Source organism: Streptomyces sp. NPDC030183, assembly GCF_055573455.1.
In genome coordinates, this window is record NZ_JBVIBK010000016.1 from 183158 (window position 1) to 197080 (window position 13923).

Consider the following 13923-nt stretch of genomic DNA (forward strand, 5'->3'; position numbering starts at 1 on the left):
GGACGAAACCCAACACGAAACCCCACACAACCGATCACAGAACCTGCACCCCCCCTTCGAGAAACCCCCCCCCCCCCCCCCCCCCCCCCCACAACCCCCCCCCCCCCCCCCCCTCCCCCCCCCCCCCCCCCGGGACTGTGACATATGCGGCTCCGCCGCGTGGGCGCGACCAGTCCCCACCGGACCCGCACCCGAGAAACAACCCGTGGCACCCCCCGCCCCCACGCCGCACCGAGCGGAGCGCTAAGGCAGAATCGGCCCGATGAGCACTTACCGCGACTTCACCCACCGCGGCTCCGCGCGGGCCACCGTCCTGCGTACCGTCGGCACGCGCGAGCGCCGCTCGCACCTGACGGCGCCCCGCGTCCCCACCGTCGGCATCGACATCGGCGGGACGAAGGTCATGGCGGGCGTCGTGGACGCCGACGGCAACATCCTGGAGAAGCTCCGCACGGAGACCCCGGACAAGTCCAAGAGCCCCCAGGTCGTCGAGGACACGATCGTGGAGCTGGTGCTGGACCTCTCCGACCGGCACGACGTGCACGCGGTGGGCATCGGCGCCGCCGGGTGGGTGGACGCGGACCGCAACCGCGTGCTGTTCGCCCCGCACCTGTCCTGGCGCAACGAACCGCTGCGCGACCGGCTCGCCGGCCGCCTCGCCGTGCCCGTGCTGGTCGACAACGACGCCAACTCCGCCGCCTGGGCCGAGTGGCGCTTCGGCGCCGGCCGCGACGAGGACCACCTGGTCATGATCACACTCGGCACCGGCATCGGCGGCGCGATCCTCGAGGACGGCCAGGTCAAGCGCGGCAAGTTCGGGGTCGCGGGAGAGTTCGGCCATATGCAGGTCGTGCCCGGCGGACACCGCTGCCCGTGCGGCAACCGCGGCTGCTGGGAGCAGTACAGCTCAGGGAACGCGCTGGTCAGAGAGGCCCGCGAGCTGGCCGCCGCGGACTCCCCGGTCGCCTACGGGATCATCGAGCACGTCAAGGGCAACATCGGCGACATCACCGGGCCGATGATCACCGAGCTGGCCCGCGAGGGCGACGCGATGTGCGTCGAGCTGCTCCAGGACATCGGCCAGTGGCTCGGCGTCGGAATCGCCAACCTGGCGGCCGCCCTCGACCCGTCCTGCTTCGTCATCGGCGGCGGTGTCTCGGCCGCCGACGACCTGCTCATCGGCCCCGCCCGCGACGCCTTCCGCCGCCATCTCACCGGCCGCGGCTACCGCCCCGAGGCCCGTATCGCCCGCGCCCAGCTCGGCCCCGAGGCCGGCATGGTCGGCGCCGCCGACCTCGCCCGCCTGGTCGCTCGCCGCTTCCGCCGCGCCAACCGCCGCCGGGTCGAGCGCTACGAGCGGTACGCGCGGTACGTGGAGGCCCGCCGCACCACCGAGGACTCCGCATGACCGCGTCCGTGCCCCGCCAGGGCACCTCACCCGAGGAACCCGGGCAGCCCGCCGAGGACCGCCGCCACAAGATCCGCCGGCGCGCGCTCACCCTGGCGATCATCGTGCTGCTCATCGGCGTCCCCGCCGGCTATCTGGTGATCTCCGCGAACCAGAGCCGGGACAGCGGCAAGGACAAGGAAGCGAAGTACTCGGCGACCGGCCTCACCGCGCACTGGCCCTCCCGGCTCCAGCAGCGCCTCTACGACGTCCCGGTCCCGCCGTACTCGAAGCACCTCGCGTACTACGAGACCAACAACTGGCGGACCAGCCGTCTGTACGTGCAGTTCTACACGAGCAACGAGGGCCTCGAACGCTTCCTCGACCAGATCGGCACCAGCACGGCGGCGCTGAAGAAGGGCGAGATGGCCATCCACGCCCGCGACCGGCGGATCGTCGGCTGGGACTTCGGCGGCCCCGGCCCCTGGTACGGCCTCGTCAACAAGCGGAAGAGTCCCGCGCCCACCCACGACATCGTCGTGAACCGGTCCAACCCGGACCATCCGATGGTGTACGTGGTGTCCCGGACCGTGCCCTGACCTGCGTGTATCCGGGCCCGCGCGGGCCCGCGCACGGTCGGCGGGACCGAATGTCAGACCCCGCCCGTAGAGTCGGAGACAGCTGATCGGAGCCGGAGACGGCTCATCCGACCATGGGCGGGGAGGTGACCGGACACATGTGGGACATGGCTGTTCCCGAGGCCGTCACGGCCGTTCCCGAGGCCCCTGCGGCCGTTCCCGTGACACCGGCCGCCACCGGTCCCCTGACCGTACCCGTCCGGCTGGCCGCCGTCTTCCTGCCGGCGCCCCTGCCCCGCCACAGCCGGGTCGCCTTCTGGGACCCGGACGGCGACACACCACCGCCGGGCCGCACCGAGGACCTCACCGTCGTCCGACGGCACGGCACCACCGGGGTCCGCAGAGGCGCCGTCCCCGCCCTGTCCCTGTCTGTCGCCGAGGCCCTGCCCCTGCTCACCCGGGCCCGCCGCGACCCGGCCGCCCACCCCGCCACGGCCTGCTGGGGCGCCGCCGCCCTGCACGCGCTGCGGCTCGTCGCACGGGGGCGCCTGCTGCCGGGGCTCACCGCCGACGGGTTCGACGCCTGGCGGGCCGGACCGCTCGACCCGGACGACATCGCCCACCTCAGGGCCGTCGCCGCCGCCCTGCCGTACGAGGGCCACGCCGTCCCACTGCCCGGCAAGGGCCCGCTCCGGCTGCCCGAACCGGAGGCGTTGATGCGGTCCTTCCTGGACGCCGTCGCCGACACCCTGCCCCGCGGCCCGGCCGCGCCGTACGTCTCCGGCAAGCCCTTCGCGGCGAGTTCGGGCCAGCGGCTCCCCGGCGCCCGCGACTGGGCCGCCGAGGTCGCCGCCGGCATGGACGCGGGCGTCCGGATCTCCCTGCGCCTCGACCTGTCGGCGTACGACCTGTTCGACGACAGCGAGGGAGGCCGCCGGGCGGGCGCCGCCGTGGTCCAGGTGCACAGCCTCGCCGACCCCACGCTCGTCGCCGACGCGGCGGCCCTGTGGGCGGGCGACGCGGACGAGGCGTTCGGGCCCCGCGCCCGCGTGGACGCCGCCCTCGCCGTACGCCGCGCGGCCCGCGTCTGGCCGCCCCTGGACCGGCTCGCCGACCAGGACGTCCCCGACGTCCTCGCGCTCTCCGAGGACGAGCTGTCCGACCTCCTCGGCGTGGCCGCGACCCGGCTGACCGCGGCCGGGGTCGCCGTGCACTGGCCCCGCGACCTCGCCCAGGACCTGAGCGCGCGGGCCGAGGTGCGCCCGGCGCCCGGCTCGGCCACGGACGGCACGGGCTTCTTCGACAGTGAGGAACTGCTCGGCTTCCGCTGGCAGCTGGCGCTCGGCGGTGACCCGCTCACCGACGCCGAGATGGACGCCCTGGCCGAGGCCCACCGCCCGGTCGTCCGCCTGCGTGACCAGTGGGTCCTCGTGGACCCGGCCCTCGTCCGCAAGGCCCGCCGGCGCGAACTGGGCCTGCTCGACCCGGTGGACGCCCTGTCCATGGCCCTCACCGGCACCGCCGACGTGGACGGCGAGACCGTCGAGGCGGTCCCGGTGGGCGCCCTGGCCGCGCTCCGTGACCGGCTGACGGCCGGTGTCGGCCCGGTAGACCCGCCCCCGGGCCTCGCGGCAACCCTCCGCGACTACCAACTCCGGGGCCTGGCCTGGCTGGACCTCATGACCTCCCTCGGCCTCGGCGGCTGTCTCGCCGACGACATGGGCCTCGGCAAGACCATCACCGTCATCGCCCTGCATCTGCGCCGGGCCCGCCCCGAGCCCACCCTCGTCGTCTGCCCCGCCTCCCTGCTGGGCAACTGGCAGCGCGAGATCACCCGTTTCGCCCCCGGCGTGCCCGTCCGCCGCTTCCACGGCCCCGACCGCTCCCTGGACGACCTCGGCCCCGGCTTCGTCCTCACCACCTACGGCACGATGCGCTCGACGGCACCCCAACTCGCCGAGCGGCGGTGGGGCATGGTCGTCGCCGACGAGGCCCAGCACGTCAAGAACCCCTACTCGGCGACGGCGAAGGCCCTGCGCACCATCCCGACGCCCGCCCGGGTCGCCCTCACCGGCACGCCGGTGGAGAACAACCTGTCCGAGCTGTGGGCCCTCCTCGACTGGACCACCCCCGGACTCCTCGGCCCCCTCAAGTCCTTCCGCGCCCGCCACGCCCGCGCCGTGGAGAACGGCGAGGACGAGGAGGCCGTGACCCGACTCGCCCGGCTGGTCCGTCCCTTCCTGCTCCGCCGCAAGAAGTCCGACCCCGGTATCGTCCCCGAACTCCCGCCCAAGACCGAGACCGACCACCCCGTCCCCCTCACCCGCGAACAGGCCGCGCTGTACGAGGCCGTCGTCCGGGAGTCGCTGCTGGCCATCGAGACGGCGGAGGGCATCGCCCGCCGGGGCCTGGTCCTGAAACTGCTGGGCGCCCTCAAACAGATCTGCGACCACCCGGCGCTGTATCTGAAGGAGGAAGCGGCCGGCCACGGAGACCGCCTGTCCGCACGCTCCGGCAAACTCGCCCTCCTCGACGAGCTGGTGGACACCCTGCTCTCCGAGGACGGCTCCGCCCTGGTCTTCACCCAGTACGTCGGCATGGCCCGCCTGATCACCGCGCACCTCGCCGCCCGCGCGATCCCGGTCGAACTGCTCCACGGCGGCACACCGGTCAAGGAACGCGAGGCGATGGTGGACCGGTTCCAGAGCGGGGCGACCCCGGTCCTGGTCCTCTCCCTCAAGGCGGCCGGCACCGGCCTGAACCTCACCCGGGCCGGCCATGTCATCCACTTCGACCGCTGGTGGAACCCGGCGGTCGAGGAGCAGGCCACCGACCGCGCGTACCGCATCGGCCAGACCCAGCCCGTCCAGGTCCACCGCCTGATCACCGAGGGCACCATCGAGGACCGTATCGCCGAGATGCTCGAAGCGAAGCGGGCGCTCTCCGACGCCATCCTCGGCTCCGGCGAGGCCGCCCTGACGGAACTGACCGACCGCGAACTGACCGACCTCGTCTCCCTGCGGAGGTCGGCATGAGCGCCGCCGGCCACCCCGCCCCCCGCCCCGCGGACGCGGCCCGCCAGGCGTTGCGCGCTGCCCGGGAACGGGCGCTGCGGGGCACGGACCAGGAGGAGGAGCCGACTGCTTCGACATCGGCGCCGGACAGCGCGGGGTCCACGCCCGGGGGAGGCGTCGGCGCGTCCGGTGACGCGGCGGAGGAGCTCGGGGGCGTACCGGAGGGTGGCGGCGCGACTTCCGCGCCGACCGCGGGTGAGGCCCGGGCCCCGCGCGGTGCCCGGCCGGGCGACGCGGCCCGGGAAGCGCTGTGGCGGGCCGCGGACGCCAGGGCGGCGGCCGTACCCGAGGGACCGTCAGGGCAGCGGGGCCCGCGGGCCCCGCGTGCCGCTGAGGCCGCGCGCCCCGGGGGGACGGTCGCGGCGGGCGGTGCCCGGCCGGGTGACATCGCCCGTGCGGCACTGCGCGCCGCACGGAGCGCGGCCGAGCGGGCCCGCTCCGAAGCGGAGGCCCCCGCCAGGCCCGGGGGAGCCGCAGCCGAGACCGGGACAGGGGCGGGGACAGAGGCAGAGGAAGAGACCGGGACAGGGGCGGAGACAGAGACAGGGGAAGAGACCGGGACAGGGGCAGGGGCAGGGCCAAGGGCAGGGACGAAGACAGGTGAACCCGAAGGCAGGCGCGGGGGCGCGCCCGTAGGCCGTGGCGCGGATGCGTCGCCGATCCGCCGCCCGGCGCGGCAGGAGCGGCCGGGCCGTCGCGCCGACCGGGGTGAGGGACACCACCGGGTCCGAGAGGTACGCGCCTTGCAGCCGGAACCAACCGAACCGGAAGCCGAAGCGCACGCCGAAACCGAAGGGCAAGCCGAAACCGAAGCACAAGCCGAAGCCCAAGCCCCAGTTCGAGCCCCAGCGGAAGCCGAAGCCCAGGCCCCAGTTCGAGCCCCAGCGCAAGCCCGAGCCGAAACCGAAGCCCTGGCCCCACCCCCAGCGCAAGCCCGTACCGGGACCCAAGCCGGAAGCCAAGCGGGAACCGCCCGACCCGGCGGCTCCGCCACCCCCCGCGTCCCCAGCACCATGGCCGCCCCGTCCCGTGACGGGGAACTCCGCCGTACCTTCCGGGCCTTTCCGCCCCGCAGCTCGGCCGGGGAGGCGTTCGCGGGGAGCTGGTGGGGGAACGCCTGGGTGACGGCGTTGGAGGAGGGCGCCCTGGACGCGGCCCGGCTCGTACGGGGGCGGGCGTACGCCGACAAGGGCCACGTGGACGCGATCACGGTCACGCCGGGGCTGGTGCTGGCGTACGTCCACGGCAGCCGCCCCCGGCCCTACCGGGTACAGGTCCGGCTGCGGACACTGGACGACGACGAGTGGGACCGTTTCCTGGACACGGCGGCCGAACGCCCCGCCGACATCGCCGCCCTGCTCGACAAGGAACTCCCGCAGTCCCTCGCCGGGACCGGCAGCGGTCCTGACACCGGCACAGGCACAGCCACAGCCACCGGCACAGGCACAGCCACAGGCACTGGTGGTGATGCCGCGTCCGTGTCCGGCGCCCGGAACCGTCGCGGGACGCGACTGCTGCCCGGCCCCGGGGAGTTGGAGCCCCATTGCAGCTGCCCGGACCGAGGGCACCCCTGCAAGCACGCGGCGGCGCTCTGCTACCAGACGGCACGGCTGCTGGACGAGGACCCCTTCGTACTGCTCCTGCTGCGCGGCCGGGGCGAGCGGGAACTGCTCGACGCGCTGTCGCGGCGCAACGCCGCGCGGGCGGCGCGTGCCGCCCAGGAGCAGCGGCCGGCGACCCTGCCCGGTGTCCGCGCCAGTGAGGCCCTCGCTCCCCGCGCGCTCCCGCCGCTTCCGGCCCCGCTGCCCCCGCCCCCGCACCCGGAGCAGCCGCCGGTGTATCCGGGGGTGCCGGGCGGCCCGGACCCGTTCGCGCTGGACCAGTTGGCCACCGACGCGGCGGCCCGGGCGCACGCGTTGCTCATTACCGGACGCGACCCGGTCGCCCAGCTGACGCTCTGGCAGGACGCGGTACGGCTGGCCGCGGCCCGCCCCGGCTCCGGGCTGACCGCCACCACCCGCGCCCTGTACTCGTCGCTGGCCGCCGCCACCGGCCGGACCCCCGCCGACCTGGCCCGCGCGGTCGCCGCCTGGCGCCAGGGCGGCCTCGAAGGGCTCGCCGTCCTGGAGGAGCCGTGGGACCCGCCGGCCGGCCGCTTCGACCGTGCCCGCCCGCTGCTCCTCGCCGCCGACCTCCCGGCGTTCCGCCCCTGGCGCAACCACCTCACCCACCCCCTCGGCCATGTCCAACTCCGCCTCGGCCGCGACGGCCTGTGGTACGCCTACGAGTCCGAACCGGGCCACGACGACTGGTGGCCGCGGGGGACACCGGACCTCGACCCGGTGGGCGCCCTGACGGGCCTGGGGTCGACGGACACCGGCTGACGCCCGCAGGCCCCCCGGGCGCCCCGAGCCAACCCGGAACCGCCCGAGCCGCACCCGCCGACGCGACCCCACGCAACGCACGACATGGTGGGAAGTTTGTTCGACGGATGGTCCGTCATCGTGCCCCGGCCGCGCGCCCGCGGCGTGACCTGCGCTTCGGTGAAGACGGTGTGGAAGTTGCCCGTCGATGTCCGGGAGCCGCACGGGCGGATTCCGGTCCCCGGGACAGAGCACCGGGGGCGGGACGTTAGCGTGTAGCGGTGAGTGAGACGACGACCCCCGCCCTCCAGTACCGCTTCGACGGGCCGGACGACGCCCCGGTCCTCATCCTCGGGCCCTCGCTCGGTACGACATGGCACATGTGGGACAGGCAGATCCCCGAGCTGACCAAGCAGTGGCGGGTCTTCCGGTTCGACCTGCCGGGCCACGGCGGTGCCCCCGCGTACCCCGGCGGTTCGGTGTCCGAGCTGGCCGCCCGGCTGCTGGCCACGCTGGACGCGGTCGGCGTGCAGCGCTTCGGCTACGCGGGCTGCGCGCTCGGCGGCGCCATCGGCGCGGAGCTCGCGCTGCGCCACCCCGACCGCCTCGCCTCGCTCGCCCTGATCGCCGCCTCGCCGCGCTTCGGCACGGCCGACGAGTTCCGCCAGCGCGGGGTGATCGTGCGGACGAACGGCCTCGACCCGATCGCCCGTACCTCCCCGGACCGCTGGTTCACCGCCGGGTTCGCGGCGGCGCAGCCCGCGATCACCGAGTGGGCCGTGCAGATGGTCCGCACCACCGACCCCGGCTGTTACATCGCCGCCTGCGAGGCCCTCGCCTCGTTCGACGTCCGCGCCGAACTGGGCCGTATCGGGGTGCCCACCCTGGTCCTCGTCGGCTCCGACGACCAGGTCACCGGGCCCGCCGAGGCCCGTACCCTCGTCGCGGGCATCCCCGACGCCCGGCTCGCCGTGGTCCCCAGCGCCTCGCACCTGGTCCCCGTCGAGCAGCCCGCCGCGGTCACCGACCTCCTCGTCCGGCACTTCTCCACGGCCTGGCAGCCCGCGTACGACTCGACCACCGGCCAGATCGCCATCCCGGCGGCGCCGGCCAAGCCGGCCCTCGCCGTCGCCGTGCCGCCGCAGAGCGGCCCCGTCGCCGAGATCGCCCCGGCCGCCCTCCAGCCTGAGGCGACGGGAAGACCGGACCCGTACGAAGCGGGGCTCAAGGTCCGCCGCGAGGTGCTCGGCGACGCGCACGTCGACCGGGCGCTCGCCACGGCGGACGAGTTCTCCGGCGACTTCCAGGAGTTCATCACCCGCTACGCCTGGGGCGAGATCTGGGACCGGCCGGGCCTCGACCGCCGCTCCCGCAGCTGTGTCACGCTCACCGCACTCGTCGCCGGAGGACACCTGGACGAACTGGCCTTCCACACCCGGGCCGCCCTCCGCAACGGGCTCACCCCGAACGAGATCAAGGAAGTCCTCCTCCAGGCCGCCGTGTACTGCGGTGTCCCGGCCGCCAACAGCGCCTTCAGGGTGGCCCAGCAGGTCATCCGGGAGGAAACCACCCCCGAGGAATGACCCCGGCAGCGGGCCCGCGAGGCCGCCGATCCGGCCGTGGGGCACCGGTGAGCGATCCCTCGGCCGCACCGCGGGGGCAGGATGGACCCATGACCTTGAAGCTCACGAAGAAGTCGCACGCCTGCGTCCGTCTGGAGAAGGACGGACGCACGCTCGTCATCGACCCCGGCGGGTTCAGCGAGGAGGACGCGGCGGTCGGCGCGGACGCGGTCCTGGTCACGCACGAGCACCCCGACCACTTCGACGAGGGCCGGCTCCGCGCGGCCCTGGAGGGCAACCCGGCCGCCGAGATCTGGACGCTGCGCTCCGTCGCCGAGAAGATCTCCGCCGCCTTCCCCGCCCGGGTGCACACCGTCGGTCACGGCGACACGTTCACGGCCGCGGGCTTCGACGTCCAGGCGCACGGCGAACTGCACGCCGTCATCCACCCCGACATCCCGCGCATCACCAACGTCGGCTACCTCGTCGACGGGGGCCGGGTCTTCCACCCGGGCGACGCCCTCACCGTCCCCGATCACGCGGTGGAGACGCTGATGCTCCCGGTCATGGCCCCCTGGAGCAAGATCTCCGAGGTCATCGACTACGTCCGCGAGGTCAAGCCGCGACGGGCGTACGACATCCACGACGCCCTCCTCACCGACCTGGCCCGCCCGATCTACGACCGCCAGATCGGCGCCCTGGGCGGCACCGAACACCTCCGGCTCGCCCCCGGCACCTCGGCGGACCTGTAGGGCCCTGGGGCGGGAGACCGGGCGGGGCGGCGCTGTCGGACCCGCCCGGTAAGTTGTGGGGCATGCGTATCGCCACCTGGAACGTGAACTCGATCACCGCCCGCCTCCCACGGCTCCTCGCCTGGCTGGAGAGCACCGGCACGGACGTGCTCTGCCTCCAGGAGGCCAAGATCGCCGAGGACGCCTTCCCCTTCGACGCGCTGCGGGAGAGGGGCTACGAGGCCGCGGTGCACGCCACCGGCCGGTGGAACGGCGTGGCGGTGATCTCCCGCGTCGGCCTGGAGGACGTCGTCAAGGGCCTGCCCGGCGACCCCGGCTACGACGGCGTCGTGGAGCCCCGCGCGATCTCCGCCACCTGCGGCCCGGTCCGCGTCTGGTCCGTGTACGTGCCGAACGGCCGCGAGGTCGACCACCCGCACTACGCGTACAAGCTCCAGTGGTTCGAGGCCCTGAAGGCCGCCGTCGCCGGTGACGCCGCCGGCAGCCGCCCCTTCGCCGTCATGGGCGACTACAACGTGGCGCCCACCGACGACGACGTGTTCGACGTCGCCGCCTTCGAGGGCGCCACCCATGTCACCCCCGCCGAGCGCGCCGCCCTCGCCTCCCTCCGCGAGGCGGGTCTCTCCGACATCGTCCCGCGCCCCCTGAAGTACGAGCGCCCCTTCACGTACTGGGACTACCGCCAGCTCTGCTTCCCCAAGAACCGCGGCATGCGCATCGACCTCGTCTACGGCAACGAACCGTTCGGGAAGGCCGTGAAGGACGCCTACGTGGACCGCGAGGAGCGCAAGGGCAAGGGCGCCTCGGACCACGCGCCGGTCGTGGTGGACCTGGACGTGTAGCGGCCCGCGGGCTGCCGCTCAGAGCAGCCGCAGATCCACCGACTCGGCCAGCGCGGCGAGTCCCGCCTCGCCCGGATGCAGATGGTCCCCGCTGTCGTACGCGGGGAGCATCCGCGCCGGCCGGTCGGGGTCGCGCAGCACCCGGTCGAAGTCCAGCACCCCGTCGAACGTGTCGGTGCCGCGGATCCACTCGTTGACCGCGACCCGGTGGGCGTCGGCGGCGGCCGTGCAACGGGCCTCGCCCTCGCAGGGCGCGATCGTCGCCACCAGCATCCGCAGGCCCCGCGCGTGACCCCGGGCGGCGATCTCCCGCAGCCCGGCGACGACCTGGTCCGCCGTGGCCCCCCAGCGGACGTCGTTGACGCCCTGGAAGACGACGGCGGTACGGGCGGAGGTCTGGGCGAGGACGTCACGGTCGAAGCGGTTGAGGGCGCTGACGCCGCCCGTGTCGGTGGAGACGCCGTCGCCCGGATAGCGGTCGGTGACCACCCGGTTCGCGGAGATCCCCTGGTTCAGGACCCCGTAGCGCGGGACCTCGCCCTGCCGCAGCAGCCGGTCGGCCAGGACGTCCGGCCAGCGGCGGTTGCCGCCCACCGTGGTCCTCTCCCCGTCGGTGATCGAGTCGCCGAGGAGGACGACCGACCCGGGCCCGCCCCCGACGTCGACGCCCGTCAGCAGCGGCCAGGTCGTGATCGTCGACGTGTAGGCCGCAGCCGAGCCGTCGCCCGCGTGATCGCCGGGTTCGCTGACGTACGAGGTCTGCTGGGCAAGCCGGTGCACCGGCGCGGCCGGCACCGTGCCGGGCAGATGGAAGCTGACCAGCAGATCGCTGTCCGGCGGCACCCCGAAGTCCAGCGGATCGCTGAACGCCTGCGCGCCCGCCGGGAGCTCGGTGCCCGTCCGGCCCTTGAACGACAGCGGTACCGGCGCGCCGACGGCGGCGGCTCCCTCCGCCCGCAACGCCACCGTCGCGCCGCCGACCCGTACCGGCGCCGACGCGAAGGTGTTGTCGAGCCGGATCCGCACGCGAGGCCCGCCCCCCGAGGTGTGCACCACCAGCCGCAGGGTGCGGTCGGTCCACGGGCCGACGGCGGTGTAACCCGAGGTGGAGGCCGCCCAACTGCCCGTCCAGCCCCGTGACTCGGGCCGCACCGACAGGGCGAACACATGCAGGTCCCGGTCGCGCGGCAGCGTCACGGACGCCACCTGACGACCTCGGAGCAGGGGCACGGTGACGACGTACAGCCGCGCCTTCTCGGCGAGTTGACCGCCGGGCGTGTTGACGTGGGGGAGGGCGACGGCCTTGGTGGCGAGCGGGCCGGTGCGCCAGTCCGGGGCGGTCAGCCGGTACGAGGAGCGGGCGCCGCCCGAGTAACGGACGGTGCCGGTCCCTGTCGCGTCGGCGCCGCCCGTCGCGGCGACGAGGAAGGCGAGGGCGTCGCCCCGGCCCCGTACCCGCACGGACTGGCCGTCGGCCCGTACGTTGTCCGGCTCGCCCGGAGCACGGTCCGGCCAGGTCAGACGGGCGCCCTGGACGGTCAGCGCACGGCCCGGAGTCCAGCCGGCGGCCGCCAGGTCCCGTGCCGGGAGCGAGCCGCCCGCGCCGTCGAAGTCGGCCTCGGCGGGCCGGGCGTCGTCACTGACGGCCCGGTTGTCGAACAGCCGTGCAAGCGGAACCGGTTCGCCCGCCCCGCCGGTGGCGGCGCGGGCGGAGGCGACGGGAGCGAACGCCGCCAACAGGCCCAGTACGACAGCCGTTCCCCAGACGCGTCGACGCACGCGCGACCCTCCCGTTCCCCTGATGACGACGGATGCGCCACGAAACTAAAGAGGCGTCAGGAACCCGTCAATGAGGCGGGCGGGAACCCCGTGCGAACTCCGGGCGAACAGGCGACTTCCGCGCGCCTGTGGTGCGAAGGCCGGTGCGAATGACACGCTGACCGCATGAACATCCCTTTCCTGGGCAGCTGGCGCAAGAAGCGTGGTCCCGCCCTGGGGGTCGCGGTGATGTCCGTCGGTGACGGCGAGGGGGACGACAACGGTCAGTCGCGCCACGAACGTATCGTCGAACTCCTCTCCGAATGCGAGCTGCTGCGTGCGCAGGCCCAGCAGGCCGGTGTGGAACTCGACGACTCCGCCGCCTCGTTGGAGGCGCTCGACCAACTGGTGCCGCGCTGGCGCGACGACGAGGAGACCGCCACCTGGCTGGGCAACGACGCCGGGCTCTACCTCGGCACGGTCGTCGTCCGCAGCGTCCCGGGCGCCCGCTGGGAGATCTGGCCCAACGGCCAACCCGTGGTGCGGCTGGCCTCCGGACGGGAGGTCGACGTCGTCGAGGCGGGACACGAGTGGGCCGACAACGGCGCACCGGAGCTGTCGCAGCTGTACGCCGAGATCGCGGAGGGGTGAGCGCCCGGGAGGGTGCCGGGGCGGCGAGGCCCCGGCTCGTGCCTGACATCCCGTGCCTGACAATACGGCTAATCCCCGCCGGTGCGTGTCCGCGTCCGGAGCCACCTTCCGTGCGGATAGTTTGCGGCACCTGCGACACGACACGGCCGAGAGCGAACAGGGCGGGCAGGGCATGGCTGTCGATCCGCTGATCGAACTGCATGGTGTGAACAAGTACTTCGGTGACCTGCATGTCCTCCAGGACATCGAGCTCACCGTCGGCAGGGGGGAGGTGGTCGTGGTCATCGGCCCCTCGGGGTCGGGGAAATCGACGCTCTGCCGGGCCATCAACCGGCTGGAGGCCATCCACTCCGGGGAGATCCTGGTCGACGGACAGCCGCTGCCGACGGAGGGCAAGGCCCTCGCGGCACTCCGCGCGGACGTCGGCATGGTCTTCCAGTCCTTCAACCTCTTCGCGCACAAGACGGTCCTGCAGAACGTGTCGCTCGGTCAGGTCAAGGTCCGCAAACGGAAGAAGGAGGACGCCGACAAGCGCTCCCGTGAACTCCTCGACCGGGTCGGCCTGGCCGACCAGGCGCCGAAGTACCCAGCTCAGCTCTCGGGCGGCCAGCAGCAGCGTGTCGCGATCGCGCGGGCGCTGGCCATGGATCCCAAGGTCATGCTCTTCGACGAGCCCACCTCCGCCCTCGACCCCGAGATGATCAACGAAGTCCTCGAAGTCATGCAGCAGTTGGCGCGCGAGGGGATGACCATGGTCGTGGTCACCCACGAGATGGGCTTCGCCCGTTCCGCCGCCAACCGCGTCGTCTTCATGTCCGACGGGCGCGTCGTCGAGGACCGCGCGCCCGACGAGTTCTTCACGAACCCGGACAGCGACCGTGCCAAGGACTTCCTGTCCAAGATCCTCAAGCACTGACCGCCGCCGCTGGACCGGGCGCGGGCCTCGACTACGATGA

At 74.0% G+C, this 13923-nt stretch carries 10 protein-coding genes; 9 read left to right on the forward strand and 1 reads right to left on the reverse strand.

Annotation, left to right across the window (positions count from 1 at the left end):
• The first annotated feature begins 262 nt into the window (after positions 1–262).
• The 7 genes from ACZ4Z2_RS20880 (at position 263) to ACZ4Z2_RS20910 (ending at position 10558) form a co-directional block, all read left to right on the forward strand.
• Positions 263–1408, forward strand: coding sequence for an ROK family glucokinase (locus ACZ4Z2_RS20880; RefSeq protein WP_468078076.1), 1146 nt, complete (start codon positions 263–265; stop codon positions 1406–1408).
• Positions 1405–1986: a sugar kinase gene (locus tag ACZ4Z2_RS20885; RefSeq protein WP_468078078.1), complete on the forward strand. Its 582-nt coding sequence runs from the start codon at positions 1405–1407 to the stop codon at positions 1984–1986. The genes ACZ4Z2_RS20880 and ACZ4Z2_RS20885 overlap by 4 nt, the downstream gene beginning before the upstream one ends.
• 137 nt (positions 1987–2123) lie before the next feature.
• A complete protein-coding gene (locus ACZ4Z2_RS20890) occupies positions 2124–5000 on the forward strand; it encodes a DEAD/DEAH box helicase (protein WP_468078080.1) in 2877 nt (958 codons plus the stop codon).
• Between the two features lie 287 nt (positions 5001–5287).
• Positions 5288–7423 carry an SWIM zinc finger family protein gene (locus ACZ4Z2_RS20895; protein ID WP_468078147.1) on the forward strand — a complete coding sequence of 712 codons (2136 nt, stop codon included), beginning with the start codon at positions 5288–5290 and terminating at the stop codon, positions 7421–7423.
• A 260-nt stretch (positions 7424–7683) separates the two neighbouring features.
• Positions 7684–8985 (forward strand): bifunctional 3-oxoadipate enol-lactonase/4-carboxymuconolactone decarboxylase PcaDC, encoded by a 1302-nt coding sequence (gene pcaDC, locus ACZ4Z2_RS20900; protein ID WP_468078082.1) that lies wholly within the window; start codon positions 7684–7686, stop codon positions 8983–8985.
• Between the two features lie 95 nt (positions 8986–9080).
• The gene (locus tag ACZ4Z2_RS20905; RefSeq protein WP_468078148.1) at positions 9081–9716 is read left to right on the forward strand and encodes an MBL fold metallo-hydrolase; all 636 of its coding nucleotides are present in this window, start codon (positions 9081–9083) and stop codon (positions 9714–9716) included.
• Between the two features lie 62 nt (positions 9717–9778).
• Positions 9779–10558 carry an exodeoxyribonuclease III gene (locus ACZ4Z2_RS20910; protein ID WP_468078084.1) on the forward strand — a complete coding sequence of 260 codons (780 nt, stop codon included), beginning with the start codon at positions 9779–9781 and terminating at the stop codon, positions 10556–10558.
• An 18-nt stretch (positions 10559–10576) separates the two neighbouring features.
• Here ACZ4Z2_RS20910 and ACZ4Z2_RS20915 read toward each other — a convergent pair whose 3' ends face one another.
• Entirely contained in the window at positions 10577–12337 is a 1761-nt protein-coding gene (locus ACZ4Z2_RS20915; protein ID WP_468078086.1) for an SGNH/GDSL hydrolase family protein, read from the reverse strand.
• Between the two features lie 165 nt (positions 12338–12502).
• Between ACZ4Z2_RS20915 and ACZ4Z2_RS20920 the strand changes: the two genes are divergently transcribed.
• Positions 12503–12967, forward strand: coding sequence for a DUF6278 family protein (locus tag ACZ4Z2_RS20920; protein ID WP_468078087.1), 465 nt, complete (start codon positions 12503–12505; stop codon positions 12965–12967).
• Between the two features lie 172 nt (positions 12968–13139).
• Entirely contained in the window at positions 13140–13883 is a 744-nt protein-coding gene (locus tag ACZ4Z2_RS20925; protein WP_468078089.1) for an amino acid ABC transporter ATP-binding protein, read from the forward strand.
• Positions 13884–13923: the final 40 nt, after the last annotated feature.